The organism is Cryobacterium lactosi, assembly GCF_004403945.1.
GTDB lineage: Bacteria > Actinomycetota > Actinomycetes > Actinomycetales > Microbacteriaceae > Cryobacterium > Cryobacterium lactosi.
The window spans coordinates 224,028-248,303 of record NZ_SOHM01000030.1 but is presented as its reverse complement, the minus strand read 5'-3'; the positions used below and the strand labels follow the sequence as shown (position 1 = coordinate 248,303).

Annotated in this window: 24 protein-coding genes and 1 tRNA gene; 5 read left to right on the top strand and 20 right to left on the bottom strand. The window is 67.7% G+C overall.

Going from position 1 to position 24,276, the window contains the following annotated elements; translation table 11 throughout:
• Window positions 1-91: 91 nt before the first annotated feature.
• The 5 genes from E3T61_RS13675 to E3T61_RS13655 all read right to left on the bottom strand — a co-directional run bounded on the left by E3T61_RS13675 (window position 92) and on the right by E3T61_RS13655 (window position 5,080).
• A complete protein-coding gene (locus E3T61_RS13675; protein ID WP_134641382.1) occupies window positions 92-664 on the bottom strand; it encodes an aminoglycoside 6-adenylyltransferase in 573 nt (190 codons plus the stop codon).
• Window positions 665-1,400: 736 nt separating this feature from the next.
• A tRNA-Gln gene (locus E3T61_RS13670) sits at window positions 1,401-1,472 on the bottom strand.
• Between the two features lie 35 nt (window positions 1,473-1,507).
• On the bottom strand, window positions 1,508-2,548 hold the full coding sequence (locus tag E3T61_RS13665; protein ID WP_134641381.1) for an NAD(P)/FAD-dependent oxidoreductase: 1,041 nt from the start codon (window positions 2,546-2,548) through the stop codon (window positions 1,508-1,510).
• Window positions 2,545-4,065, bottom strand: a complete 1,521-nt coding sequence (gene gltX, locus E3T61_RS13660) for a glutamate--tRNA ligase (protein WP_134641380.1) — start codon at window positions 4,063-4,065, stop codon at window positions 2,545-2,547. The genes E3T61_RS13665 and gltX overlap by 4 nt, the downstream gene beginning before the upstream one ends.
• Before the next feature lie 7 nt (window positions 4,066-4,072).
• A complete protein-coding gene (locus tag E3T61_RS13655; protein ID WP_134641379.1) occupies window positions 4,073-5,080 on the bottom strand; it encodes a LysR family transcriptional regulator in 1,008 nt (335 codons plus the stop codon).
• An 81-nt stretch (window positions 5,081-5,161) separates the two neighbouring features.
• Between E3T61_RS13655 and E3T61_RS13650 the strand changes: the two genes are divergently transcribed.
• On the top strand, window positions 5,162-6,262 hold the full coding sequence (locus E3T61_RS13650) for an aminotransferase class V-fold PLP-dependent enzyme (RefSeq protein ID WP_134641378.1): 1,101 nt from the start codon (window positions 5,162-5,164) through the stop codon (window positions 6,260-6,262).
• Window positions 6,263-6,423: 161 nt separating this feature from the next.
• Here the strand turns inward: E3T61_RS13650 and E3T61_RS13645 are convergent, their stop codons facing one another.
• Complete coding sequence (locus E3T61_RS13645; protein WP_134641377.1) at window positions 6,424-7,128, bottom strand: type 1 glutamine amidotransferase domain-containing protein; 705 nt, start codon at window positions 7,126-7,128, stop codon at window positions 6,424-6,426.
• Window positions 7,129-7,175: 47 nt separating this feature from the next.
• Window positions 7,176-8,216 (bottom strand): NADP-dependent oxidoreductase, encoded by a 1,041-nt coding sequence (locus tag E3T61_RS13640; RefSeq protein ID WP_134641376.1) that lies wholly within the window; start codon window positions 8,214-8,216, stop codon window positions 7,176-7,178.
• A gap of 194 nt (window positions 8,217-8,410) precedes the next feature.
• Between E3T61_RS13640 and E3T61_RS13635 the strand changes: the two genes are divergently transcribed.
• Window positions 8,411-9,061, top strand: a complete 651-nt coding sequence (locus tag E3T61_RS13635) for a TetR/AcrR family transcriptional regulator (protein WP_134641375.1) — start codon at window positions 8,411-8,413, stop codon at window positions 9,059-9,061.
• A 69-nt stretch (window positions 9,062-9,130) separates the two neighbouring features.
• Here the strand turns inward: E3T61_RS13635 and E3T61_RS13630 are convergent, their stop codons facing one another.
• The 4 genes from E3T61_RS13630 to E3T61_RS13615 all read right to left on the bottom strand — a co-directional run bounded on the left by E3T61_RS13630 (window position 9,131) and on the right by E3T61_RS13615 (window position 12,536).
• Window positions 9,131-9,436, bottom strand: coding sequence for a hypothetical protein (locus tag E3T61_RS13630; protein ID WP_134641374.1), 306 nt, complete (start codon window positions 9,434-9,436; stop codon window positions 9,131-9,133).
• Window positions 9,437-9,503: 67 nt separating this feature from the next.
• Window positions 9,504-10,286: a fumarylacetoacetate hydrolase family protein gene (locus E3T61_RS13625; RefSeq protein WP_134641373.1), complete on the bottom strand. Its 783-nt coding sequence runs from the start codon at window positions 10,284-10,286 to the stop codon at window positions 9,504-9,506.
• On the bottom strand, window positions 10,283-11,413 hold the full coding sequence (locus tag E3T61_RS13620; protein WP_134641372.1) for a branched-chain amino acid aminotransferase: 1,131 nt from the start codon (window positions 11,411-11,413) through the stop codon (window positions 10,283-10,285). The genes E3T61_RS13625 and E3T61_RS13620 overlap by 4 nt, the downstream gene beginning before the upstream one ends.
• A gap of 31 nt (window positions 11,414-11,444) precedes the next feature.
• Window positions 11,445-12,536, bottom strand: a complete 1,092-nt coding sequence (locus E3T61_RS13615; protein WP_134641371.1) for a 3-isopropylmalate dehydrogenase — start codon at window positions 12,534-12,536, stop codon at window positions 11,445-11,447.
• 172 nt (window positions 12,537-12,708) lie between these two features.
• Here E3T61_RS13615 and E3T61_RS13610 point away from each other — a divergent pair, with 172 nt between their 5' ends.
• Entirely contained in the window at window positions 12,709-12,960 is a 252-nt protein-coding gene (locus E3T61_RS13610) for a DUF6458 family protein (protein WP_134641370.1), read from the top strand.
• Window positions 12,961-13,046: 86 nt separating this feature from the next.
• On the opposite strand, the gene serA is transcribed toward E3T61_RS13610, so the two are convergent.
• Window positions 13,047-14,639: a phosphoglycerate dehydrogenase gene (gene serA, locus E3T61_RS13605; protein ID WP_134641369.1), complete on the bottom strand. Its 1,593-nt coding sequence runs from the start codon at window positions 14,637-14,639 to the stop codon at window positions 13,047-13,049.
• A gap of 97 nt (window positions 14,640-14,736) precedes the next feature.
• Between serA and E3T61_RS13600 the strand changes: the two genes are divergently transcribed.
• Complete coding sequence (locus E3T61_RS13600; RefSeq protein ID WP_134641368.1) at window positions 14,737-15,138, top strand: DoxX family protein; 402 nt, start codon at window positions 14,737-14,739, stop codon at window positions 15,136-15,138.
• A 16-nt stretch (window positions 15,139-15,154) separates the two neighbouring features.
• Here the strand turns inward: E3T61_RS13600 and E3T61_RS13595 are convergent, their stop codons facing one another.
• From E3T61_RS13595 to E3T61_RS13585, 3 genes are read right to left on the bottom strand one after another with little or no spacing between them, the layout of a single operon-like run.
• A complete protein-coding gene (locus E3T61_RS13595) occupies window positions 15,155-15,508 on the bottom strand; it encodes a bacitracin resistance protein (RefSeq protein ID WP_134641367.1) in 354 nt (117 codons plus the stop codon).
• Window positions 15,508-16,026, bottom strand: a complete 519-nt coding sequence (locus E3T61_RS13590; protein ID WP_134641366.1) for a DNA polymerase III subunit gamma/tau — start codon at window positions 16,024-16,026, stop codon at window positions 15,508-15,510. The genes E3T61_RS13595 and E3T61_RS13590 overlap by 1 nt, the downstream gene beginning before the upstream one ends.
• A gap of 31 nt (window positions 16,027-16,057) precedes the next feature.
• On the bottom strand, window positions 16,058-17,113 hold the full coding sequence (locus tag E3T61_RS13585; protein WP_134641365.1) for a zinc-dependent alcohol dehydrogenase family protein: 1,056 nt from the start codon (window positions 17,111-17,113) through the stop codon (window positions 16,058-16,060).
• Window positions 17,114-17,242: 129 nt separating this feature from the next.
• On the opposite strand from E3T61_RS13585, the gene E3T61_RS13580 reads away from it, so the two are divergent.
• Window positions 17,243-18,076 (top strand): class I SAM-dependent methyltransferase, encoded by an 834-nt coding sequence (locus tag E3T61_RS13580; protein WP_134641364.1) that lies wholly within the window; start codon window positions 17,243-17,245, stop codon window positions 18,074-18,076.
• Here the strand turns inward: E3T61_RS13580 and E3T61_RS13575 are convergent.
• From E3T61_RS13575 to ilvD, 5 genes are all read right to left on the bottom strand, one after another.
• The gene (locus E3T61_RS13575) at window positions 18,060-18,788 is read right to left on the bottom strand and encodes a DUF998 domain-containing protein (protein WP_241992571.1); all 729 of its coding nucleotides are present in this window, start codon (window positions 18,786-18,788) and stop codon (window positions 18,060-18,062) included. The two genes, E3T61_RS13580 and E3T61_RS13575, sit on opposite strands and share 17 nt — an antisense overlap.
• A gap of 340 nt (window positions 18,789-19,128) precedes the next feature.
• The gene (ilvC, locus tag E3T61_RS13570) at window positions 19,129-20,157 is read right to left on the bottom strand and encodes a ketol-acid reductoisomerase (protein ID WP_134454082.1); all 1,029 of its coding nucleotides are present in this window, start codon (window positions 20,155-20,157) and stop codon (window positions 19,129-19,131) included.
• 34 nt (window positions 20,158-20,191) lie between these two features.
• Window positions 20,192-20,701, bottom strand: a complete 510-nt coding sequence (gene ilvN / locus E3T61_RS13565) for an acetolactate synthase small subunit (RefSeq protein ID WP_130178983.1) — start codon at window positions 20,699-20,701, stop codon at window positions 20,192-20,194.
• Between the two features lie 2 nt (window positions 20,702-20,703).
• Window positions 20,704-22,521: an acetolactate synthase large subunit gene (locus E3T61_RS13560; protein ID WP_134641362.1), complete on the bottom strand. Its 1,818-nt coding sequence runs from the start codon at window positions 22,519-22,521 to the stop codon at window positions 20,704-20,706.
• Window positions 22,522-22,559: 38 nt separating this feature from the next.
• A complete protein-coding gene (gene ilvD / locus E3T61_RS13555; protein ID WP_134641361.1) occupies window positions 22,560-24,254 on the bottom strand; it encodes a dihydroxy-acid dehydratase in 1,695 nt (564 codons plus the stop codon).
• Window positions 24,255-24,276: the final 22 nt, after the last annotated feature.

Genomic DNA, 24,276 nt, shown 5'->3' with positions numbered 1-24,276 from the left:
TTTGTGAGTTCTTTGATCGGTACTCACTGACCATCCCACGGTGGCTCTTCACGTTGACGAAGCAACACTCAAGAGCGGGAAACCACACCACTCACGGGGACGTAACCCCGTTTTCTGCGAGCAGCAAATTGACAAGTAGGCGGTCGCGCATCATGGCTGTGGCTTGCGAATGAGCGATGAGATCGCCCCGTCGAACCGACGCGACGGACTGGCCAAGGACGTACAAGAAGATCTGGACGTCCTGTGCAGGAAAGAACGGCAGACCGGAAGGACTGGCAGTGGTCATGGAGTTCCGAATCAGTGCATCGCGGTCAAAGAGAACACGGCGCGTGTCCTCGGGCGCGAACTCACCATCCGGAGGGTGCACATTCAAGTCGATGTGTATCCAGCCAGAAGTAACGCAGATGAAGGATCCTGTTAGTCCCGGGATTGCGTCTGCGAGCACCAGGTGTACCTGGGACTCAAGCCAGTCGGTGGCGGCGAAGCTCTCTGGTTCCCTCACCGCCAAGTGAAGGTCTAGATCACTCCAGTCATCGGCCAATCCTCGCGCGAGCGAGCCTTCCAGCCAAACGGCACGTATGCGTTCATCTTCGGCGCTCGTATTTAGAAGCATTTGAAGCGTCGGCCGTAGCCGGGCCGGCATGTCCTCAAGAGTTGGATCCATACCCGGATTATTCCATCCGCACTCGCCGCCCCACTGGTCTTTCGAGCGAAGGCCGGGCAGCACGGGCTGCGGAGCCTGTTTGGATACCCGTGAATACGGCGAATAGCACGGACGAGTTTCGCAGCCTGGGTACGGCGATGCATGCTGCCCGACACAGGCCGGCCGTGTTGAGGTTCACCTTGGCGGTGGCAGCACCGGCCGCCGATCCTCCCGCGGCACCGCTTCCGCCACGACACCGCCAGGTGGCCCCCAAACTCAATGCTCGACCCGGTGAGCGGCACCCGACTGTGGTGCCGATCGGCCGGCACCACCGGCCAGTTGAGCAACGGGGCTTGAACCCGTTGCTCCTACGCGGCTCCCGTGGACAGCTGCGCCCGGGCGGGTTGTTCACGCCGACCCCGGCACCAGCAGCCGAAGTCGAGTTTCTGGCGCATTTCTGGTCACGCCGCCCCCGGGATCCCGGGCTTCAAGCCACGGGGCGCGTTAATGCGCCACAGCAGCGGGCCACATATTCCCTGATCAGCGGGCATTTATCGAAGACTCGAACCAAGAACCTCGCGTTCTTATTCATCTCTGTTCAGGATTCTCATAGAATCAACAAAAGGAATTGGCCACTGACCTGCACAAAGGATGAGAGGGGAGATGAATCGGCACCGCGCCTCTAGCGGTTTCGGACATTGATCAACAACGGAGTTGCAACGAAAAAACCCCCGCATGACCGGGGGTTTTGTTATTGCTGGGGTACCTGGACTCGAACCAAGAACAAATGAACCAGAATCATCCGTGTTGCCAATTACACCATACCCCAATGGCGTAGTCCGAGAACCGCGCCGAAAAGTAACTCTAGCCCACTTCGGTGCGACCAGCCAAATTGACGCGAGGGTGTGTCGCGAGCGCGCCGAGAAGTTCGCGGTTGATGGCCACTGCGGCGCGCGCGCCCTCGCCGGCGGAGACGAGTAACTGCTCAGGTCCGGGCGGGGTGGTGTCGCCCGCGGCGAAGAGTCCGGGCACCGAGGTGCGGCCCTGCTGGTCGACAAGGATCAGGCCATACGCATCCACGGACGGGTGCAGCGCGCCCGCGAACGCGGCGGCGGCCTCGTAACGGGGTCGTACGAAACCGCCCGTTCTGGGCACGAACTCGCCGTCGGCGACCTGGATACCGGTCATGGCACCGCGCTCCCCCACGACGTCCGTGAGGGCGCGCCGGTCGACGCGGATGCCGCGGGCGGCCAGAGCCGCCTCGTCGGCGTCGGTGACCTGGCCGACGCCGTTGGTGAAGACGATCAGGTCGTCGGTCCACTGCGAGATGAGCAGGGCGTGCTCGGCAAGGTCGTCGGTCTCGCCGATCAGGGCGAGCGCCCGGTCGGCCTCTTCGTAGCCGTCACAGGCGATGCAGCTGTGCAGATTGGTGCCGTACCAGGCGCGGATGCTCGGCAGCGCCGGCAGCGTCTCGGCCAGGCCCGTGGCGATGAGCACGGTGCGGGCGGTGACCACGCGGTTCTTCTCTCCGCGCATGCCCTTGGTGGACACCGTGAAACGAGCAACGGTGGCATCCGCCCCGTCGGCGCCCGGCAGCGACTCGACCGTGCGCACCAGGCCCATGTGGAATTCGGCGGCCGGGTAGGCCTCGTACTCCTCTCGGCCGATGCGGCGCAGCTCGAGCGGCGGCACGCCGTCGCGGGTGATGAAGCCGTGCGAACGCAGGGTGGCCGAGTGCCGGGGCCGGTTGCTGTCGATCATCAGGGTGCGGCGGCGGGCGCGCACGAGGTTGAGCCCCGCGGCCAGGCCGGCCGGGCCGGCGCCGATAATGACAACGTCATAGGGCGCTTCAGCGGCGCCGGCAGCAGAATCGCTGCCGGCGTTCAATGAACCGTCGGGCCTCATGACACCAGGGTCGCCGAGAGCCGATCCAGGCGGGCCAGGGTGTCGGCCTGGCCGAGGATCTCCATCGACTCGAACAGGGGCGGCGAGATCTTGCGGCCGGACACGGCCACGCGCAGCGGGCCGAACGCCACCCGGGGCTTGAGGCCGAGGCCCTCGATCAGAGTTGCGGTGAGGGTGCTGTGCACGAGCTCGTGGGTCCATTCCGCTTCGGGAATGCCTCGCAGGGCCGCCGTCGATGCCGCGAGGATCTCGGCGGCGTTCTTGGGCAGCGACGCCAGCGCATCCGCCTGGTGCTCGAGCTTGTCCGCGCTGTGGAACAGGAAGCCGAGCATGTCGGGCGTCTCGCCGAGCAGCGCGATGCGCTCCTGAACGAGCGGGGCGGCCGCGGTGAGGATGGCCTGCTCCTCGTCGCTGAGCGGCTCGGTGACGATACCGGCGTTGACCAGGTACGGCACCACGCGGGCGGCGAAGTCGGCCGGCTCGAGCAGGCGGATGTGGTCGCCGTTGAGCGATTCGGCCTTCTTGAGGTCGAAGCGCGCCGGGTTGGGGTTCACGTCCACGACGTCGAACGCGGCGATCATCTCTTCGATGGAGAACACGTCGCGGTCGTGGGTGAGCGACCAGCCCAGCAGGGAGAGGTAGTTGACCAGGCCCTCGGGGATGAAGCCGCGTTCGCGGTGCAGGAACAGGTTCGACTCGGGGTCGCGCTTGGAGAGCTTCTTGTTCTTGTCGCCCATCACGTAGGGCAGGTGGCCGAAGCGCGGCACGAAGGTGGTGAGGCCGATGTCGATCAGCGCGTGGTACAGCGCGATCTGGCGGGGCGTGGAGGAGAGCAGGTCTTCGCCGCGCAGCACGTGGGTGACGCCCATCAACGCGTCGTCGACGGGGTTCACGAACGGGTAGAGCGGATGCCCGTTGGGCCGCACCACGACGAAGTCGCTGAACGAGCCGGCCGGGAAGGTGATCTCGCCACGGACCAAGTCGTCGAAGGAGAGCTCGGTGTCGGGCACCTTGAGGCGGAGCGCCGGCTCGCGGCCCTCGGCGCGGAAGGCGGCCTTCTCGGCATCAGTGAGGTCGCGCTCGTAGTTGTCGTAGCCGAGCTTGGCGTCTCGGCCGAGCTTGATGTTGCGCTCGGCGATCTCCTCGCCGGTGGCGAAGCTCTCGTAGATGTGGCCGGACTCGATGAGCTTGGCAATCACGTCACGGTAGATGTCGTAGCGCTGGGACTGGCGGTACGGCTCGTTGGGTCCGCCGGCCTCGACACCCTCGTCCCAGTCCAGGCGCAGCCAGCGCATGGCGTCCAGGAGCTGGGTGAAGCTCTCCTCGCTGTCACGGGCGGCGTCGGTGTCCTCCACGCGGAAGATGAACTTGCCCCCGGTGTGCCGGGCGTAGGCCCAGTTGAACAGGGCCGTGCGGATCAGGCCGACGTGCGGCGTTCCGGTGGGCGAGGGGCAGAACCGCACACGCACATCAGTGCCGGTTGCGGTCGAGAACGGGTGCGCTGTTGTAGTAGACATACTGCTCTTATCCTACTGACGGTGCGCCGAACGCGGCGTGTGCGGAATGTGACCCGGCCGCCGCACCGAACAGCGACCACGGCGCCGCGTCGATCTCTCCGATCGCACGGATGGTGGCGGCAATGGCGGGAATCGACTCCGCGCCCTCGGTGCCCACGAGGTGGATCGTGCGGAAGTCGCCGGCGCTGGTGGGCCGGGCCACGATGCCGGCGGGCAAAGGCGAGGCCGCGATCGCGAGGGCAGGCACAAGCGCCACGCCCAGGCCCGCGGCGACCATGCCGAACACGGCCACAACGTTGTCGGTCTCGTAGGAGATGCTCGGGCTGAAGCCGCTGCGCGCGGCAAGGTCGAGCAGGTGGGCGCGGCAGCGCGGGCACCCGCCGATCCACTGCTCCGCGGCCAGGAGGGCCAGGTCGATGCGATCCCGGCCGGCCAGGGGATGGTCGCGGGGCACCACCACGAGCATCTCGTCGCGCCAGAGCGGCACCACGGTGAGGCCCTGGGCGCTCTGGTGGTGCGGGTCGGCCTGGTCACCGGTGTAGCTGAATGTGATCGCCAGGTCTGCGGCCTGGTCGCGCACGGCCCGCACGGCCTCGGGCGGTTCGGCCTCGAGGTAGTTCAATTGCACGCCGGGGTGGCGTTGCGAGAGCCCGCGCAGCAGGGTGGGGATGACCGTGGCCGAGGCGGAGGGGAACGCGGCGAGGGTCACCCGGCCGCTGCGTAGGCCGGCCAGGTCGCTGAGTTCGCCCGCCGCGGCATCCAGGGCCTGGGTCACGGTGGCGGCGTGCCGAGCCAGGATGCGTCCGGCCTCGGTGAGCCGCACACCGCGGCCGGCCTTGGCCACCAGCGGCAGGCCCAGCCGGCCCTCGAGGCGTTTGAGGTGTTGGCTCACGGCCGGCTGGCTGTAGCCGAGCGAGCGAGCCGCGGCGGTGATCGAGCCGAGCTCGTTGATGCGGTGCACGATACGCAGGGCGTGGGAATCTACGTCGAGTGCACGGTGGACGGTGTCGGCCATGCGCAAAGCATAACCGCTCGTTATGGGAATGATCGAGCACTGGGCATTGCCGAATGGATCGGGGCGCGGGACGCTGGAGGCATGAGCTCCACCGTTCCGCCCAGCGCCCCACTTGCCATCCTCAGCCTGACGGCGGCGCGGGCCGAGTACTCCCCCAGCACGACCCGCTATCTGGCGGCGTGCACCTCGGGCCGGCCGACGATCGAGACCGTGCGAGCCCTGCAGGATGACGCCGACATCTGGGCTCGCGGCGAGGCCTCCCCCGCGCACTACCAGGTGGAGATCGACCGCGCTCGTGAGCTGTACGCCGGCCTGGTCGGTGTGTCCGTTGACCGGGTGGCGATCGGCTCGCAGGCCTCGGTGATGGCGGCGGTGCTGGCCGCATCCGCGCCCTACGGCCGCGAGGTCGTTTGCGTCGACGGGGATTTCACCTCGATGGTGTTCCCGTTCCTCCAGCAGGAGCACCGCGGCGTCACCGTGCGCCACGTGCCGGTGGCCGATCTGGCGACCTCGCTTACCGAGCGCACCTGGCTGGTGGCCTTCTCCCTCGTGCAGTCCGCCACTGGTGAGATCGCGGATGCGCCGGCGATCCGCGCGGCCGCCGCCGAGGTGGGCGCGTTCACGCTCTGCGACACCACCCAGGCCACCGGCTGGCTGCCCGTGGCGGCGGGCGACTTCGACGCCACGATCTGCCATGCCTACAAGTGGCTGGGGGCCCCGCGCGGAGCCGCATTCCTCACCGTGCAGCCCGCACTGGCGGAGCTGCTGCGCCCGGTGCAGGCGGGCTGGTTCGCCGGGGACGACCCGTGGGCATCCTGCTACGGCCCCACCATGACGCTGGCCACGGATGCGCGCCGCTTCGACGTGTCTCCGGCCTGGCCGGCCTGGGTGGGCACGAGGGTGGCCCTGGAATTCTTCGCCCGGCTCGACCCGGCCGCGGTGTACGCCCATGACACGGGCCTCGGCAATGCGCTCTGCGCCGGGCTCGGGCTCCCCCAGCGGAATCAGGCGATCGTCACCTGGGCCGACCCCGCCGGCACCAACCTCGGCCTCCTCACCGCCGCCGGCATCACCGCCTCCGGCCGCGCCGGTCGTGCCCGCGTCGCCTTCCACCTCTGGAACACTCCCGCCGACGTCGACGCCGTCCTCGCCGCCCTGGCCCACCCACCTCGCGAACTGTGACTTAAGCACCTCAAACTCGCGTTTTTAGGTGCTCAGCTCACGGTTCGCGGATGGGCAGGCGCACGAAAGCGGCCCTGTGGTCACCTCGGGATAGTGAGGTGACCACAGGACCGCTTTCGCGAGATTGCGTGGTGCGGGGCGCGGGACGGGCGCCGGCGGCGCTACTTCTGGGCGGCTACCGCGTCGATGATGGCCGTGGCGAGCTTGACCGAGGAGGCGGGGTTCTGGCCGGTGTAGAGGTTGCGGTCGATCTCGATGTGCTCGGCGAAGGATGCTCCCTCGACGAAGTCGGCGCCCAGCTCGACTAGACGGGCCTGCACGAGCCACTTGGCCTTGGGTGCGAGTCCGCCCAGGGCCTCTTCGGCGTCGGTGAAACCGGTCATGCGGTAGGCCAGGAACGGCCAGGTGCCGTCCTCGGCCTCGGCGGCCAGCAGGGCGGCCGGCGCGTGGCACAGCACCCCGAGGATCGTGCCGGAGGTGAGGGCATCGGTCATGATCTGGCCGCTGGTCTTATCGACCGCGAGGTCCTCCATGGGGCCGTGTCCGCCGGGGTAGAAGACCACGTCGTAGTCGGCGACGGTGACGTCGTCGAGCGAGCTCGGGGACTTCAGCGCGGGCAGCGACTCCAGGTAGCTGCGCAACTCGGCGGAGCGGGCCTCGCCGCCGGTGGCTCCGGCCGCCAGGCTGCCCAGGTCGACGGTGGGCGCAGCACCCTGGGGGGTCGCGATCGTGATCGACCAGCCGGCCTCGGTGAAGAGACGGTGCGGCTCGGCGAGCTCCTCGGCCCAGTAGCCGGTGGGGTGCAGCGAACCGTCGTTGAGGGTCCAGTGGTCAGCGGCGCTGACGACAAAAAGTACAGAAGTCATGGTTCTCCTAGATCGAATACGTAGGTTGTAGAAGCAGTGGTCGCGGGTTAGTTCGCGGCCGGCGCGGAATCGGTGACGGAGGTCTTCACGACCATCTTGCCGGTGTTCTCTCCGCGGAGCATGCCCAGGAACGCGTCGACAGCGTTGTCGATACCGTCCACGACGGTCTCGTCGAAGACGATGTCGCCGGCCGCGAACCAGGTGCCCATCTGCTCGGTGAAGGCCGGGAAGTGCTGCAGGTAGTTACCCACGGTGAAGCCCTGCAGGGTGAGACCACGGGTCACGATGTTGACCATGTTCTGCACGCCGGTGGGGCCATCCGTTCGGTTCATCTGGGAGATCGCGCCGCAGAGGGCGGCCCGGCCGCCATCCTTGAACGCGCCGAGTGCCGCGCTGAGGTGGTCACCGCCCACGTTGTCGAAGTACACGTCGATGCCCTCGGGCGCGGCCTCGGCCAGCTGGGTGGCGATGTCGCCGGTCTTGTAGTTGAACGCGGCGTCGAAGCCGTACTTCTCGGTGAGCAGGGCCACCTTCTCGTCGGTGCCGGCGGAGCCGATCACCCGAGCGGCACCCTTGAGACGAGCGATCTGGCCCACCATGCTGCCCACGGCGCCGGCGGCGCCGGAGACGAAGACGGTGTCGCCCGCCTTGAACTGGGCGACCTCGAGCAGGCCGACGTAGGCGGTGAGCGCGGTCATGCCCAGCACACCGAGGTACGCGGAGGCGGGAGCGTTCGGGATCTCGGGAACGACGCGGAAGCCCGCGGCTTCCTCCTGTACGACATCGCGCCAGCCGTACTGGTGCACGACGAGGCTGCCGACGGGCACGGACTCCACGGTCGAGGCCACGACGTGGCCGACGGCGCCGCCGCCCATGGTCTCGCCGAGCACGAACGGCGCGATGTAGGACTTCACGTCGTTCATCCGGCCGCGCATGTAGGGGTCGACGGAGATGAAGTCGTTGACGACCCGCACCTGGCCGGCGGCCAGCTCGGGCAGCTCGACGACGGCGGTGGAGAAGTCGGCGTCAGTGGGCCAGCCGGTGGGCCGGGCCGCGAGCTGGATCTGGGTACTGGTTGCTGTCGTCATGCGAAACGTCCTTACTGTTCGTGGTGGGTGCCGGGCGCTTGTGGCGCCGCACGTTTTCTGCACCGATCGTTTTACTATAGCCGGGCTATCGGTTATAGTGAAACGAGCAGTACAGAACATTCACAGGAACACCGCGTGTATCAACACCACACACACCCCGGACCAGACGTCCGCGGACGGAAGGCAGGCAGCTCATGGGACGGCTCCAGACGTTCGACAGCACCACTGTCGTGCAATCCGCCCGCGACGTCTTCTGGGACCTCGGCTACGACGGCGCATCCCTGGCCGACCTCGAGGCGGCCACGGGTATCAACCGGTCGAGCCTCTACCACGCCTTCGGCAGCAAACGGGGGCTCTTCGACGCCGCCGTCAGCGACTACCGGGACACCGTCATCCGCCCGCGCCTGCGCGGTCTGCAGGCGGATGGCGCCGGCCGAGCTGAGTTGCTGGCGTACTTCGAGGAACTCCGCGAAGCCGTGGGGAAACTGCCGCTGGACTCCCCCCGGCGCGGCTGCCTCCTGGTGAACTGTGCGACGGGCCTGGCCACGCACGACGAGCCCGCCCGCGAGGTGGTGGAGGCATATCGCACCGAACTCGCGGCGGCACTGCGCCATGCCATCGCCGGCGCTGCTGCCGGCACCACTGCCACTGCCGGTACCGATACCGGCACCGGCACCGGCACCGGCACCCGTACCGATGACCACAGCGACCGCACCGACGAACGAGTGCGCACCCTCGCATCCCTCTCGATGAGCGCCATGTTGCTCGCCCGGGTCAACGCCGCCGAGTCATCCGCGCTGCTCTCCACGGCCGCGGACCAAGTCCGCGCCTGGTTCCCGCTCTAACTGTTCCCCGTCCGGACAATTGCGCTCGGCGCACCGGTCGCAATTGTCCGCAGCGGCAACAGTTCCAGCTCAGGCGAGATCCAGTCCCCACTCGGTGGCGAAGCGCTCCGGCGTGAACTGGGCCAGTTCGCGCTGTGCTGTCTCGAGCATCGAATCGGCCAGCTGCGAATTGCCCTGCCCGGCGCGATAGACCACCCGCCCGTCGTCCCTGACCCGGATGACGAGGTCGGAGACCGCCGGCCCGATGGGACTGTCGCCCATGCCGAACAGGCTCAGAGCGATGGATGCCGCCGACCCGGCGAGCATTCCCGCCCGGCGGCCGATGGTGATGTCGCGCGGCTCGAGCTCCGCCGCGTAGATCTCGGCAGCGTACATCTCCGCAGCGTTCATCGGTCCCCCGTTCATCGAACCCCCGTCAATCGATCCCCCGTCAATCGGCCGGTCAGGCCGCGCGGCGCACCGGGTTGGTGAGCACGCCGAGTCCGGGGATCTCGATGCTCGTGGTGTCGCCGTCGGACACGCGCCGGGCGGCGCTCGAGGACCCGGTGAGGATCACGTCGCCGGGCAGCAGGGTGAACGAGTGCGAGAGGAACGAGACGATCTCGGCCATGGAGAAGGCCAGCAGCGACACCTCGCCGTTCTGGAACTCGGTGTCGTTGACCCGGCCGAGGACCCGGCCATCCGTGGGATCGAACTCGGTGTCGATCACCGGTCCGAGCGGGCAGAAGGAGTCGAAGCCCTTGGCCCTGGCTCCGTGGCCACCTTCCTCGCTGAGGTCGACCGCGGTGACGTCGTTGGCGATCGTGTAACCGAAGATCGCTCCTGGCGCGTCGGCGACGCTGAGGTTCTTGGCGACCCGGCCGATCACGATGGCCAGCTCGCCCTCCACCCGCACGTCGTCGGATGCCGGGGGCAGCACGATGGGGTCGTTGGGGCCGACCACGGTGGTGTTGGGCTTGATGAAGAAACGCGGCTCGGCCTTGTCGCCGGGCGCGGCCAGCGCGGCGGCCTTCTCCGCGGCATCCGCGTAGTAGGCCCCGGCCAGGCCGACGACCTTCGAGCGCGGGATGACCGGGGCGAGCAGGGCCACGTCCACCAGTGGCAGTCGGGCTCCGGTGGGGTTGTAGCCGGCGAACATGGGGTCGCCGGTGAGCACGACGAGTTCGTCGTCGTCGATGATGCCGAACGCTATGGTGCCGGCGTGGCTGAACCGGGCGATCTTCACGCGGTCACCTCAGTCTCGGCAGCAGCGTCCAGGCGCAGCAGCCAGCCGTGCCGGTCGGGCAGGCGGCCGTATTGGATGTCGGTGAGCTCCTGGCGGAGCGACATGGTGATCTCGCCGGCCGGTGCGTCGGCATCGCCGATGGTGAAGCCCTCACCCTTGAGCTGGGCGATCGGGGTGACCACGGCGGCGGTGCCGCAGGCGAAGACTTCGGTGATCTCGCCGGAGGCGACGCCGTCGCGCCACTCGTCCACGGTCACGTCGCGCTCGAGAACGGTCATGCCACGGTCGCGGGCGAGCTGCAGGATGCTGTCGCGGGTGACGCCCTCGAGGATGGTGCCGGTGAGGCGAGGGGTGACGAGGGTGTCGGTGCCGTGCACGAAGAACACGTTCATGCCGCCGAGTTCGTCGATGTGGGTGCCGGTCTCGCCGTCGAGGAAGAGCACCTGGGCGCAGCCGTTGTCGTAGGCCTGACGCTGGGGCAGCAGCGAGGCGGCGTAGTTGCCGCCGCATTTGGCGGCGCCGGTGCCGCCGCGGCCGGCGCGGGAGTAGTCGGTGGAGAGCCAGATGCTCACCGGGGCCACACCGTCGGTGAAGTAGGCGCCGGCCGGGCTGGCGATCACGTAGTAGCCCACCTTGTGTGCGGCGCGCACCCCGAGGAAGCTCTCGTTGGCGATCATGAACGGGCGCAGGTACAGGCTGGTCTCGGGCGCATCCGGCACCCAGTCGCCATCCACATTTATGATCTGCTTGACCGATTCGATGAAGTCGGCCACCGGCAGTTCGGGCAGCGCCAAGCGTCGGGCCGAGCTTTGCAGCCGTTGGGCGTTCTTCTCCGGACGGAAGGTCCAGATCGAGCCGTCGGCGTGACGGTAGGCCTTCATGCCCTCGAAGATCTCCTGGCCGTAGTGCAGCACCGACGAGGCCGGGTCGAGCATCAGCGGGCCGTACGGGATGACGCGGGCGTCGTGCCAGCCCGCGTCGACGGTCCAGTCGATGACGACCATGTGGTCGGTGAAGTGCTTGCCGAAGCCGGGGTCGGCGAGGATGGTTTCGCGCTCGGCGCTGCTCCGGGCCGTCTCGGACGGCGTGAGCTCGAATTCGAGCGGGAAGGTGGTCTGCTGGCTCATGGGAGTCCCTTGTGGTTAGACGGGAGTGCGGTTAAGCGGAAGTGCCGGTCAGGCGGGTCACGATGGCATCGCCGACGGCGCTGGTGGAACGAGGACCCGAGCCGGCGCTGCCGGTGTTGCTGTCGACGCTGCGAGCCACGATGTCGGCCGTGACGGCCGCGCTCACCCGTGCCGCGGCATCCGTGAGCCCGAGGTGGTCGAGCAGGAGCGCGACGGAGAGGATCGCCGCCGTCGGATCGGCCAGTTGCCGGCCCGCGATGTCTGGTGCCGAACCGTGTACGGGTTCGAACATGCTGGGGAAACGACCGTCCGGATTGATATTTCCGGATGCCGCCAGGCCGATGCCGCCGCTGATTGCCGCTGCCAGGTCAGTGAGAATGTCGCCGAAGAGGTTGTCCGTGACGATGACGTCAAATCTACTCGGATTCGTGACGAGAAAAATCGTCGCCGCGTCCACGTGCAGGTAGTCGACGGCCACATCCGGGTAGTCGACGGCCACCTCGGTGACGAGGCGCTGCCACAGGCTGCCCGAGAAGACCAGCACGTTGGTCTTGTGCACCAGGGTCAGGCGCTTGCGCGGGCGGTTGCGGGCGGTCTCGAACGCGTAGCGCACGACCCGTTCCACGCCGTAGGCGGTGTTGACCGAGACCTCGTTGGCCACCTCCTGCGGGGTGCCCTGACGGATGGCGCCGCCGTTGCCGACGTACGGGCCCTCGGTGCCCTCGCGAACGACGACGAAGTCCACCTCGCCGGGGTCGCCCAGCGGGCTGGGCACGCCGGGGAACAGCACGCTCGGGCGGAGGTTGACGTAGTGGTCCAGGGAGAAGCGCAGCTTGAGCAGCAGACCCCGCTCGATGTTCGCGTCCTTGAGGCGCGGATCGCCAGGCACTCCGCCGACCGCGCCGAGCAGGATGGCGTCGTGGGCGCTGATCGCGGCGAGGTCCTCGTCGGTGAGCACGTCGCCGGTGTCGAGGAAGCGGGTGGCGCCGAGGGAGAAGTGCGTGAGGTCGAAGTCAACGGGCTCGGACTGGGTCACGGCGTCGAGCACCTTCAGCGCTTCGGCGACGACCTCCGGGCCGATGCCGTCTCCGGCGATGACTGCGAGCTTGACTGAGCGGGACATGCGGCTCCGATTACGGTGAGGCAGCCGGTGGGCTGGCGATATTGGCGCGATATTGGCGTGGAGATACCCTGCAAATCAACCCTACTGTGCGCATTCCGCTGTCTATGCTGGAGAACCCTGACCGTGCGCGTCGCCGACGCGTATGTGCCACTGAAGAAGAAAGCAGTTCATCATGAGTATCGGATTGGGAATCTTCCTGTTCGTCGTCGGCGCCATCCTGGTATGGGCCCTGAACATCCAGGTCGACTGGGTGGACCTCGACCTCGTCGGCTACATCCTGATGGGGGCCGGCGCTCTCGTCTTCGTGCTCGGCCTGGTGCTGCTCACCCGCCGCCGCAGCAGCATCAGCACCACCCGCAGCGCGGTCGACCCGGTCAGCGGAGAGCGCACCGTGCAGCAGGAACGGTCGATCGACGACGTCTGACCTGTCTGACCGCAGCACACGAAAAAGCCCCGGATGCGCATCCGGGGCTTTTTTCGTGTGCTGCGCCTGTTCAGGCGACGGGTGGGTTACTCGGTGAGGTCGATCGTCACCATCACGTCGGCCGTGATCGCTTCACGCACCGACTCGAGCAGCGCGGCGGGAACGGGCGAGTCAACGGTCAGCACGCTCAGCGCGGGGCCGCCGGCTTCGTGCCGGGCGATCTGCATGCCGGCGATGTTGATCGCCGCGTCGCCGAACTCGCGGCCGTACACCGCGACGATGCCGGGACGGTCGGTGTACAGCATGACGATCAGGTGCTCGGCGAACGGCACCTCAACGTCGTAGCCGTTCACTTCGACGATCTTTTCGATCTGCTTGGTGCCCACCAGGGTGCCGGAGACCGACACCTGCGAACCGTCGGCGAGGGCGCCGCGGAGGGTGATCAGGTTGCGGTACTCGGGCGACTCGGCCTCGGTGATCAGGCGCACGGCCACTCCGCGCTGCTCGGCGAGCAAGGGCGCGTTGACGTAGGAGACGGTTTCGCTGACCACGTTGGTGAAGATGCCCTTGAGCGCGGCGAGCTTGAGCACCGACACGTCGTGGGCGACGATCTCGCCGCGCACCTCGACATCGACGCTGGTGAGCGGGCTGTGGGCGGCGAGGCCGGAGAAGACCTGGCCGAGCTTCTCGACCAGCGGGATGCCGGGGCGAACGCTTGGGTCGATGATGCCGCCGGCGACGTTCACGGCGTCGGGGACGAGTTCGCCCGACAGCGCGAGGCGCACGGACTTGGCCACGGAGACGCCGGCCTTCTCCTGGGCTTCGTCGGTGGACGCACCCAGGTGCGGGGTGCTGATCAGGTTGTCGAGGCCGAGCAGCGGCGAACCGGTCGGCGGCTCATTGACGAAGACATCCAGGCCGGCACCGGCAATGGTGCCGTCGACCAGGGCCGTGTACAGGTCGGCTTCATCGATGAGTCCGCCGCGGGCGACGTTGACGACGTAGGCGGTGGGCTTCATCAGCTTCAGCTGCGGCGCGCTGATCATGCCGGTGGTCTCCGGGGTCTTCGGCATGTGGATGGTGACGAAGTCGGACTGTGCGAGCAGCTCGTCCAGGCTCACCGGGTGCACACCCAGCTGCTGGGCGCGGGCCGAGGTGATGTACGGGTCGAACGCGATGATGTTCACGCCGAAGGCCTGCAGGCGGGCGGCGACCAGGGCGCCGATGCGGCCGAGGCCGATGATGCCGACGGTCTTCTCGTACAGCTCGATACCGGTGTACTTGGAGCGCTTCCACTGGCCCTGGGCCAGGGCGCCGTGCGCCGGCGGGATGTGACGGGCCAGGCTGAGGATGTGGCCGACAGTGAGCTCGGCGGCGGAGATGATGTTGGAGGTCGGGGCGTTGACGACCATGACGCCGGCGGCGGTGGCGGCCTTGATGTCGACGTTGTCCAGGCCGACTCCGGCGCGGGCGATGACCTTCAGGTGCGGGGCGGCGGCGAGGGCCTCGGCGTCGACCTTGGTCGCGGAACGAACCAGGATGGCGTTGGCGGTGGCCAGCTCGGCGAGCAGTGCGGCACGGTCGGTGCCGTCGACAGAGCGGACATCGAAGTCGGGGCCCAGGGCATCGACTGTGGCGGGCGAGAGTTCTTCGGCGATTAGTACTACGGGCTTCGACACGAAAACAGATCCTTAGAAAGCGTCAGGCGAGGGAAGCTCGCGCCACGATCTTGGGGCGCCAGATACCAACACACTTTACTGGCACCAGAATGGAGCGATGAGCCCCGAGTCAGTGACCAACGTCCTAACCGTGCTGAGGATCGTGCTGGCGGTGGTGTTCGTCGGCGCCGGGATCAGCCATTTCGCGCCCGCGGTTCAGCGCACGATGTCGGCGATGATCCCGCCACGACTGCGGATGCGGGGCCTGCTGTCGCCGCGGAACCTGGTGATCTTCACGGGCGTGTGCGAGATCGCCGGCGGCGTGGGGCTGCTCGTCGAATCCACTCGTGTTACGTCAGGTGTCGCGCTGGCGGTGTTCCTGGTGGCGGTGTTCCCCGCCAATGCCTACGCGGCCCGGCACAAGGACCGGTTCGGCGCTGTCGCGATTCCGCTGGTTCCGCGGTTGCTCGGCCAGCTGGTCCTGATCGGTCTGGTGCTCGTGGCGGGCCTGGCCGGCTGAGTCAGCCGGTATTGCGCTAGACGATCAGGCTGCCCAGGCCGAAGACGAAGATGTCGAGTGAGAGAGCGGACACCAGGCAGAGCCCAGCCAGCAGGATGAGCGCCTGCGGACCGGCCTCGCGGCGGCGGCCGAGCCAGAAGGCCAGGCCGAAAACGATGACGGGGCCGAGCACACCGGCCAGCAACAGGCCCCACCCGAGGCCGTTCAGGGAGGTGTCGAGCATCCCGGCGGCATTGTTCAGCCCGAGCAGGTTGCCGAGGCCGGCCCACGCGCTGTACGCGTAGAACAGGCCGAACACGATGGAGATGGTCGCGGCCAACCAGCCGGGGGTACGGCGGGTGCGAGCGGTGGTGGTGTCTTCGGTGCTCATCAGAGTCCCCCGGATCCGGCGATGAAGGGCAGTGGGGCCAGCAGCACGACGCCCAGGACGAGCCAGGTCCAGCGCAGCCGCGGCTTGCCGCGGGTGAGCCAGTAGGCGGTGGCGAACCAGACCGCCGGGGCCGCGATGGCCAGCCAGGTCCCCAGGGTGAACATGAACTCGGTCAGCACGTCGGCCGGCGGATTCGTGAGGCGGGACACGCCGATGAACCAGCCGATCGTGTAGAGCAGGTAGACACCGCCCAGGATGCCCAGGCCCACCAGGGCCGGTGATGACAGTGGTGCCTTGCCCGTTGGGGCGTCGACATAACCGCCGGGCGAGCCGGTGACTTCCCAGCCCTCGGGCAAGTCGCCGGCGGGTTCCGCCGTGACAGGACCGGCCGCGCTGGCGGCCTCGGTGTCGGCGGCGGGCGCATCCGTTCGCTCGGGCGTCGTTGTGTTGCCGGACACGAGCGTGGGGTCGTCGTCGCCGGCCCAGCCGAGCGCGTCGTCATCCCGAGAAGAAGTCATGTGTCCAGCTTATTGGACCGGCGACTGCGCTTCAGTGACTGATCAGCACCTTCAGTGCGTGGGTGTCGGCGGCGCGGGCGAAGGTGTCGTAGGCGTCCAGAACGTGGTCGAAATCGAACCGGTGGGTGGCCAGCCGGTCCGCCGGGATCTTGTGCTGGGTCACGAGCTTGAGCAGCATCGGGGTGGTGTTGGTGTTCACCAGGCCCATGCTGATGCTGATGTTCTGGATCCACAGGTTCTCCACGTGTAGCGGCACGGGCTTGCCGTGCACGCCCACATTGGCCAGGTGCCCGCCGGGCCGCACGATCTCGGTGGCCATGGTGAAGGTCTCCGGGATGCCGACGGCCTCGATGGCCACGTCCACGCCGGCACCGTCGGTGACGGCGAGCACCTCGTCCCGCCACTCGGGGCGGCCGGAGAGCACGGTGTGGGTGGCTCCGAAGGCCTTGGCCTGTTCGAGCCGGTTCTCGTCGATGTCGACGGCCACAATCGCGCCCGCGCCATAGAGCCCCGCGGTGGCGATCGCGGCCAGGCCGACGGGACCGGCCCCGATGACGGCGACAACGTCACCCGGCGCCACCTGGCCGTACTGCACCCCGATTTCGAAGCCGGTGGGCAGGATGTCCGAGAGCATCACGGCCTCACCGTCGGTGACGGACTCCGGCAACGGATACAACGAGTTGTCTGCGTAGGGCACCCGCACGAACTCGGCCTGGGTGCCGTCGATCAGATGACCGAAGACCCAGCCGATGCCCGACCGCCCCTCGTCGCCGAGGCAGTGCGAATAGAGCCCGGTCTTGCAGTTCGCGCAGTGCCCGCAGGACTTGATGCAGGAGATCAGCACCCGCTGGCCCACAGTGATGGACTCGACGGCGTCGCCGACGGCGACGACTGTGCCGACTCCCTCGTGGCCGAGGATGCGCCCGGGCTGCACCGCGGGCACGTCACCTTTGAGAATGTGCAGGTCCGTGCCGCAGATGGTGGTGGTGTCCACCCGCACGATGGCGTCGGTGGACCGGGTGATCTGCGGATCAGGCACGTCGGTCCAGGCCTTCTGGCCGGGACCGTTGTAGACGAGTGCTTTCACGATGACGCTCCTTTGAGTCGACGCTTCTGCGAGTCGCGGATGGCTCACCAATGCGGGACATAGTACCCGGGAGCATCCGAGGGGGTAGTCTGGTGGGCTCGTTCGACCCCGGGCGAAAACAGGTTTCTCATGCAACACCATCTCGATGCCAATCGCGCGAACTGGGACGACCGGGCGGCGGCCCATGCGGTGCGCACCGGGCTCGGCTACGGCGTGCAGCGTTACCTGACCGATCCCGCACTGTTGTCGGGTGTTGTGAACTTCGACAGTGACCGGCTGGGCGACATCGCGGGGCTCAACACCGTGCACCTGCAGTGCCACATCGGCACCGACACGCTCTCCCTGGCCCGGCTCGGCGCCAGGGTCACCGGGCTGGACTTCTCCCTCATGGCTCTCGCGGAGGCTCGTGCGCTCGTCGCCGAAACCGGCGACGCCGTCGACTTCGTCGAATCCGATCTGTATTCGGCGCTCACTGTGCTGCCGCCGGCGAGCTTCGACCTGGTCTACACGGGGATCGGCGCCCTGTGCTGGCTGCCCAGCATCGAGCGGTGGGCGGCCGTGGTCGCCGGACTCTTGGTTCCCGGCGGCCGGCTGTTCATCCGTGAGGGCCACCCGATCCTGTGGGCCATGGACGAACGACTCTCCGACGACCTGCACCTGCGCTTCCCCTATTTTGAGCAGCAGGAACCGTTGGAGTGGGACGACGACTCCACCTACGTGGCGACGGACCGTCCGATCACCCACACGACGACCTACGAGTGGAACCACGGTCTCGGCGAGATCGTCACGGCGCTGCTGAACGCGGGCCTGACCCTGACGATGCTGATCGAGCACGACAGCGTGCCGTGGGAGGCCCTGCCCGGCCAGATGATCGAGCGACCGAACGGCGAGTTCGCACTCGATGCGCGAAACGGCGTCGCACCGCTCAGCTATACGATCCAGGCGGTCAAGCCCGCGGTGTGACCTTGGTTGCCGGTGCCGGTGCCGCTGCGGGCGCGGTGTGTTGCCGAATGGCCACACTGACCACGATGACCCAGCCCAGCACCCCGGCCAGGCAGACCCGCTCGGCCAACCCGATCACCCCAGGTGCGAGCACCGCGGCCACGCCGAGCGACACGAGCCCGGCCGCTGCCACTCCCGTGAGCGCGGCGGCGGCCGGGAACACCCTGCGGAGCGCGGTACCCCGCAGCCACAGGGTCAGCAGACCGAACGCGATCAGCGCAGCGATGAATCCGGCCGCAGCGACGACCAGGTGCGCGGTGCCGAGCGCCGTCGTCGGGGCGAGCCCTGGCGCATCGGCGGGCGGGATGTCGGTGGGCAAGAAGGCCAGCGCGGCGGAACACACCCCGGCGAACAGCATCAGGCCGAAGCCGACCTGCCGAAGCCTGCTGCGGGGTGAGAAGCTCGCGAGCGCGGCGACAGCACACACCGTGACCACTCCCCTGGCCAGAAAGTTCAGGTTCATGATCCAGCCGTACGGCCCCACAGCGAGGTTGCTCTCGGCTTCGGAGATCACGCTGTAGTGCGGCGGCAGCAACTGCAGCACCACGTCGACCAGCACGTAGAGCACCGCCCCCACCAGGGCGACAGTGGCCAGCAGTCGGGTGGACCGAGTGGCACCGTCGTCACTCGCAGCGGGTGCGCCGGCAATCTTCTCGGTCGAGGAATTTCGCATGCTCACGCCGGAAGCCTATCGGGCGCAAACCGGGACGGACGCGTCGGCTGGCTGGCCCTGGGTAGCGGCACTCGGCAGGGCCCCGCCAGGAACAACCGAGCACCTTGGCGAGAGGGCAGTTGAGGCCACTTGAGGGCGCCGGCACTGCCCTCAACTGCCCTTTCGTCGGTTACCCCGGCGGCGAGAGGACAGTTGAGGCCAGTTTGCGCCCGCTGCACTGCCCGTAAGTGGCAATTCGGTGCATCCGCCCGTCGCGCGCACGCCGAAGGGGCCAGTCGGATGACTGGCCCCTTCGGTGAAACTGGTGAGACTGGTGAAACTGGTGAAACTCAGCTGCTGGTTAGCGGGCGGCTTCGCCATCGACGTAGTCGTCGTCGTTCGAGGCGTTCCACGCGAAGAGCTTGCGCAGCTCGCGGCCGGTGGCCTCGATCGGGTGCTCTTCGCCCTTCTTGCGCAGCGCCAGGAACTCCGGTGCTCCGGCATCCTGGTCGTTGATGAAGCGCTCGGCGAATGCACCGTTCTGGATGTCGGCGAGAACGGCCTTCATGTTCTCCTTGACGCTCGGGTCGATCACGCGCGGGCCGGAGACGTAGTCGCCGTACTCGGCGGTGTCGGAGACGCTCCAACGCTGCTTGGCGATGCCGCCCTCCCACATCAGGTCGACGATGAGCTTGAGCTCGTGCAGCACCTCGAAGTAGGCAACCTGCGGCTGGTAGCCGGCCTCGGTGAGAACCTCGAAGCCGTACTGGATCAGCTGCGACGCGCCACCGCAGAGAACGGCCTGCTCGCCGAACAGGTCGGTCTCGGTCTCTTCGGTGAAGGTGGTCTTGATGCCGGCGGCGCGCAGGCCACCGATCGCCTTGGCGTAGCTGAGGGTCAGCGGCCAGGCGTTGCCCGAGGCATCCTTCTCGACGGCGACGATGACGGGAACGCCACGGCCGGCCTCGAATTCGCGGCGCACGGTGTGGCCCGGGCCCTTTGGTGCGACCATGACCACGTCGACGCCCGCGGGCGCCTCGATGTAGCCGAAGCGGATGTTGAAGCCGTGTCCGAAGACGAGGGCCTTACCATCGGCGAGGTTGGGGAGGATGTCGTCCTTGTAGAGGTGGCGCTGCACCTGGTCGGGAGCGAGCACCACGATGACGTCGGCCCAGGCGGACGCCTCGGCGGCGCTCTTGACGGTGAAGCCGACCTCTTCGGCCTTGGCGCGGGACTTCGAGCCCTCCTTGAGTCCGATGACGACCTCGACGCCGGAGTCGCGCAGGTTCTGCGCGTGGGCGTGGCCCTGCGAGCCGTAGCCGATGACGGCGACCTTCTTGCCCTGGATCAGGGACAGGTCGGCGTCTTTGTCGTAGAAGATTTCAGACAATGTGGGGTTCTCCTTGGTTGTTGGACTGTACTAGTTAGTTCTTGAAAACGCGTTCGGTGATCGACTTGGATCCCCGACCGATGGCGAGCAGGCCCGATTGGGCGATTTCCTTGATTCCGTACGGTTCGAGCACCCGGAGGAAGGCCGCGACCTTGCCGGAGTCTCCGGTGACCTCGATGACGACGGCATCCGTTGCGACATCGACGACCCGGGCACGGAACAGGGTGACGGCCTCGAGCACCTGGGAGCGGGTGGTGTTGTCCGCCCGCACCTTGACGAGCAGGTGTTCGCGCTGGACCGACTGGCTCGGGTCGAGCTCGACGATCTTGATGACGTTGATCAGCTTGTTGAGCTGCTTGGTCACCTGCTCGAGGGGGGCGTCTTCGACGTCGACGAGGATCGTGATCCTGGACAGGCCAGGGATCTCGCTGTGGCCGACGGCGAGGCTCTCGATGTTGAAGCCACGTCGGGCGAACAGGCCGGCGACGCGGGTCAACAGGCCGGGCTTGTCCTCGACGAGGAGGCTGAGAACGTGGGTGCTCATGGTTACTCCTCTTCCCAGGTGGGGGCGTGGTCCTTGGCGTACTGCACAAAACTGTTGCTGACGCCCTGCGGCACCATCGGCCACACCATGGCGTCACGGCTGACGATGAAGTCGATCACCACGGGTCGGTCGTTGGTGGCCAGGGCGAGCTTGATGGCGTCGTCGACCTGGTCGGCGCTGGTGACCCGGATGCCCAGGGCACCGTAGGCGTCGGCCATCTTCACGAAGTCCGGCACCATCGCGGTGCCGTGCCCGGTGTTGAGGTCGGTGAACGAGTGCCGGCCGTCGTAGAACAGCGACTGCCACTGGCGCACCATGCCGAGGGACGAGTTGTTGATGATCGCCACCTTGATCGGGATGTTGTTGATCGTGCAGGTGGCCAGCTCCTGGTTGGTCATCTGGAAGCAGCCGTCACCGTCGATGGACCAGACCACACGGTCGGGTTCGGCGACCTTCGCGCCCATGGCCGCGGGAACCGAGTAGCCCATGGTTCCGGCGCCACCGGAGTTGAGCCAGGAGTTGGGCCGTTCGTACTTGATGAACTGCGCGGCCCACATCTGGTGCTGGCCGACGCCGGCGGCGTAGACGCCCTCCGGTCCGGTGAGCTCACCGATGCGCTTGATCACGTACTGCGGGGCGAGCAGGCCGTCGGCCGGCTCGGAGTAGCCCAACGGGAACTTCTCGCGCAGGCCCCTGAGGTACGTCCACCATTCGGAGATATCGGGGGTGGTGGTGGTGATCGCCTCGCGGTACGCGACCGTGAGGTCGGCGATGACGTCCTTCGCATCGCCCACGATCGGCACGTCGGCGGCGCGGATCTTGCCGATCTCGGCGGGATCCACGTCCACGTGCACGATGGTGGCGTTCGGCGCGAATTCGCTCGCCTTGCCGGTGACCCGGTCGTCGAAGCGGGCGCCGAGGGCGATGATCAGGTCGGCCTCCTGCAGGGCGAGCACGGCCGCGACGGTGCCGTGCATACCGGGCATGCCCAGGTGCTGCTCGTGCGAGTCGGGGAACGCGCCGCGCGCCATCAGCGTGGTGACGATGGGGGTGCCGGTCAGTTCGGCCAGCTCCAGCAGTTCCGGTGAGGCCTGAGCGCGGATGACACCGCCGCCGACGTAGAAGACGGGCTTCGAGGCTTCGGCCAGCAGGGCTGCCGCGGCTTGCACCTGCTTGCCGTGCGCCTTGGTGATCGGCCGGTAGCCGGGCAGGTCGAGCTTGGGCGGCCAGATGAACGGCGCGCTCATCTGCTGCGCGTCCTTGGTGATGTCCACCAGCACCGGGCCGGGCCGGCCGGTGTTGCAGATCAGGAACGCCGAGGCGAGGGCCGCGGGGATGTCTTCAGGCCGCTTCACCAGGAAGGAGTGCTTGGTGATCGGCATGGTGATGCCGACGATGTCGGCCTCCTGGAAGGCATCCGTGCCCATCAGCGTGGAGAAAACCTGACCGGTGATCGCGAGGAGCGGCACCGAGTCCATGTAGGCGTCGGCGATGGCGGTGACCAGGTTGGTCGCGCCGGGACCGGAGGTGGCGATGGCCACCCCGACCCGGTTGCTGGAGGACGCGTAGCCCTCCGCGGCGTGGCCGGCACCCTGTTCGTGGCGTACCAGGATGTGGCGGATGTCGTCCTGGTTCATCAGCTCGTCGTAGAGCGGGATGACGGCGCCGCCGGGCAGCCCGAAGACGTCGGTGACACCGAGCATCTTGAGGGTACGCAGAATCGCCCCGGAGCCTGTGAGGATCTCGGGAGCAGCGTCGGCCGGAGCGGTCGGCGCACCAGGGGTCGGAGCGGATGGCACGGGCAAAGGTTCCGTGGTCATGAGAGGCAAATCCCTAAGTCGGTGACGGATGGTGTCGATTAGCCCGTGGTAGCACCAAGGGCTGCGGACTGCACGAGCTTGGAGTACTTGGCGAGAACGCCGCGGGTGTAACGGGGAGGAAGCGGAGCCCAGCCTTCTCGGCGGGCGGCCAGCTCATCAGGGTCGACCAGTAGGTCAAGCGAGCGAGCTGCGATATCGACCCGTATCAGATCACCATCGCGCACGAAGGCGATGGGACCTGCGTCCACCGCTTCGGGTGCTATATGGCCGATACACAGTCCGGTTGTGCCGCCTGAGAATCGACCATCAGTCAATAGTAGTACATCGGCTCCGAGCCCGGCGCCCTTGATGGCCGCGGTGATCGAGAGCATCTCGCGCATGCCGGGGCCGCCCTTGGGGCCCTCGTAGCGGATGACGACGACGTCGCCCTTGAGGATCTCCCCGTTGGTGAGGGCGTCCATGGCGGCGCGCTCACGTTCGAAGACCCGGGCGGGGCCCTCGAAGATATCGCTGTCGAAGCCGGCGGTCTTGACGACGGCGCCCTCCGGGGCGATGGAGCCCTTGAGGATGGCGATGCCGCCGGAGGCGTGGATCGGGTTGTCCAGGGTGCGCAGCACCGTGCCGTCCAGCTCGGGCGGGTCGATCTCGGCGAGGTTCTCCGCCACGGTCTTGCCGGTCACGGTGAGCGCGTCACCGTGGATCAGGCCGGCTTCGAGCAGGGCGCGCATCACGGCGGGCACGCCGCCGTGACGGTCCACGTCGTTCATGACGTATTTGCCGAACGGCTTGAGGTCGCCGATGTGCGGAACCTTGTCGCCGATGCGGTTGAAGTCGTCGAGGGTCAGTTCGACCTCGGCCTCCTGGGCGATGGCGAGCAGGTGCAGCACCACGTTGGTGGAGCCGCCGAAGGCCATGGCGACGGCGATGGCGTTCTCGAACGCCTTCTTGGTGAGGATGTCGCGGGCGGTGATGCCGAGGCGCAGCAGGTTGACCACGGCCTCGCCGGAGCGGTGCGCGTAGTAGTCGCGGCGGCGGTCGGCGGAGGCGGGTGATGCGGAGCCGGGCAGGCTCATGCCCAGGGCTTCGGCGACGCTGGCCATGGTGTTGGCGGTGTACATGCCGCCGCAGGCTCCCTCGCCGGGGGCGAAGGCACACTCGATGCGCTTGGCGTCGGCCTCGCTCATGCGGCCGGCCTTGACGGCGCCGACGGCTTCGAACGAATCGATGATGGTGATGTCTTTCTCGGTGCCGTCGGAGAGCTTCACCCAACCGGGGGCGATGGACCCGGCGTAGAGGAAGACGCTGGCGAGGTCCAGGCGGGCCGCGGCCATGAGCATCCCGGGCAGCGACTTGTCGCAGCCGGCCAGCAGCACCGAACCGTCGAGGCGCTCGGCCTGCATGACGACCTCGACGGAGTCGGCGATGACCTCACGGGAGACCAGGGAGAAGTGCATGCCCTCGTGGCCCATCGAGATGCCGTCGGAGACCGAGATGGTGCCGAACTGCAGCGGGTACCCGCCGCCGGAGTGCACACCCTCCTTGGACGCCTGGGCGAGGCGGTCAAGCGACAGGTTGCACGGGGTGATCTCGTTCCAGGAGCTGGCGATGCCGATCTGGGGCTTGTCCCAATCGGCGTCGCCCATCCCGACCGCGCGCAGCATGCCGCGGGAGGTGGTGGCTTCGATGCCATCCGTGACGTCGCGGCTCCGTGGCTTAATATCGATCTCAGACATGTTCCGAGTCTAGAACGTCGCG

What these genes read in the sequence shown, in the direction of transcription:
- E3T61_RS13580 (WP_134641364.1), top strand. Translation starts at nt 17,243, where the DNA reads ATGCAACACCATCTCGATGCCAATCGCGCGAACTGGGACGACCGGGCG.
- E3T61_RS13590 (WP_134641366.1), bottom strand. Translation starts at nt 16,026, where the DNA reads ATGACTTCTTCTCGGGATGACGACGCGCTCGGCTGGGCCGGCGACGAC.
- E3T61_RS13600 (WP_134641368.1), top strand. Translation starts at nt 14,737, where the DNA reads ATGAGCCCCGAGTCAGTGACCAACGTCCTAACCGTGCTGAGGATCGTG.
- ilvD (WP_134641361.1), bottom strand. Translation starts at nt 24,254, where the DNA reads ATGTCTGAGATCGATATTAAGCCACGGAGCCGCGACGTCACGGATGGC.
- E3T61_RS13640 (WP_134641376.1), bottom strand. Translation starts at nt 8,216, where the DNA reads ATGACGACAGCAACCAGTACCCAGATCCAGCTCGCGGCCCGGCCCACC.
- gltX (WP_134641380.1), bottom strand. Translation starts at nt 4,065, where the DNA reads ATGTCTACTACAACAGCGCACCCGTTCTCGACCGCAACCGGCACTGAT.
- E3T61_RS13615 (WP_134641371.1), bottom strand. Translation starts at nt 12,536, where the DNA reads ATGTCCCGCTCAGTCAAGCTCGCAGTCATCGCCGGAGACGGCATCGGC.
- E3T61_RS13635 (WP_134641375.1), top strand. Translation starts at nt 8,411, where the DNA reads ATGGGACGGCTCCAGACGTTCGACAGCACCACTGTCGTGCAATCCGCC.
- E3T61_RS13645 (WP_134641377.1), bottom strand. Translation starts at nt 7,128, where the DNA reads ATGACTTCTGTACTTTTTGTCGTCAGCGCCGCTGACCACTGGACCCTC.
- ilvN (WP_130178983.1), bottom strand. Translation starts at nt 20,701, where the DNA reads ATGAGCACCCACGTTCTCAGCCTCCTCGTCGAGGACAAGCCCGGCCTG.
- E3T61_RS13650 (WP_134641378.1), top strand. Translation starts at nt 5,162, where the DNA reads ATGAGCTCCACCGTTCCGCCCAGCGCCCCACTTGCCATCCTCAGCCTG.
- E3T61_RS13675 (WP_134641382.1), bottom strand. Translation starts at nt 664, where the DNA reads ATGGATCCAACTCTTGAGGACATGCCGGCCCGGCTACGGCCGACGCTT.
- E3T61_RS13620 (WP_134641372.1), bottom strand. Translation starts at nt 11,413, where the DNA reads ATGAGCCAGCAGACCACCTTCCCGCTCGAATTCGAGCTCACGCCGTCC.
- E3T61_RS13610 (WP_134641370.1), top strand. Translation starts at nt 12,709, where the DNA reads ATGAGTATCGGATTGGGAATCTTCCTGTTCGTCGTCGGCGCCATCCTG.
- E3T61_RS13655 (WP_134641379.1), bottom strand. Translation starts at nt 5,080, where the DNA reads ATGGCCGACACCGTCCACCGTGCACTCGACGTAGATTCCCACGCCCTG.
- E3T61_RS13630 (WP_134641374.1), bottom strand. Translation starts at nt 9,436, where the DNA reads ATGTACGCTGCCGAGATCTACGCGGCGGAGCTCGAGCCGCGCGACATC.
- E3T61_RS13575 (WP_241992571.1), bottom strand. Translation starts at nt 18,788, where the DNA reads ATGCGAAATTCCTCGACCGAGAAGATTGCCGGCGCACCCGCTGCGAGT.
- E3T61_RS13665 (WP_134641381.1), bottom strand. Translation starts at nt 2,548, where the DNA reads ATGAGGCCCGACGGTTCATTGAACGCCGGCAGCGATTCTGCTGCCGGC.
- E3T61_RS13560 (WP_134641362.1), bottom strand. Translation starts at nt 22,521, where the DNA reads ATGACCACGGAACCTTTGCCCGTGCCATCCGCTCCGACCCCTGGTGCG.
- E3T61_RS13595 (WP_134641367.1), bottom strand. Translation starts at nt 15,508, where the DNA reads ATGAGCACCGAAGACACCACCACCGCTCGCACCCGCCGTACCCCCGGC.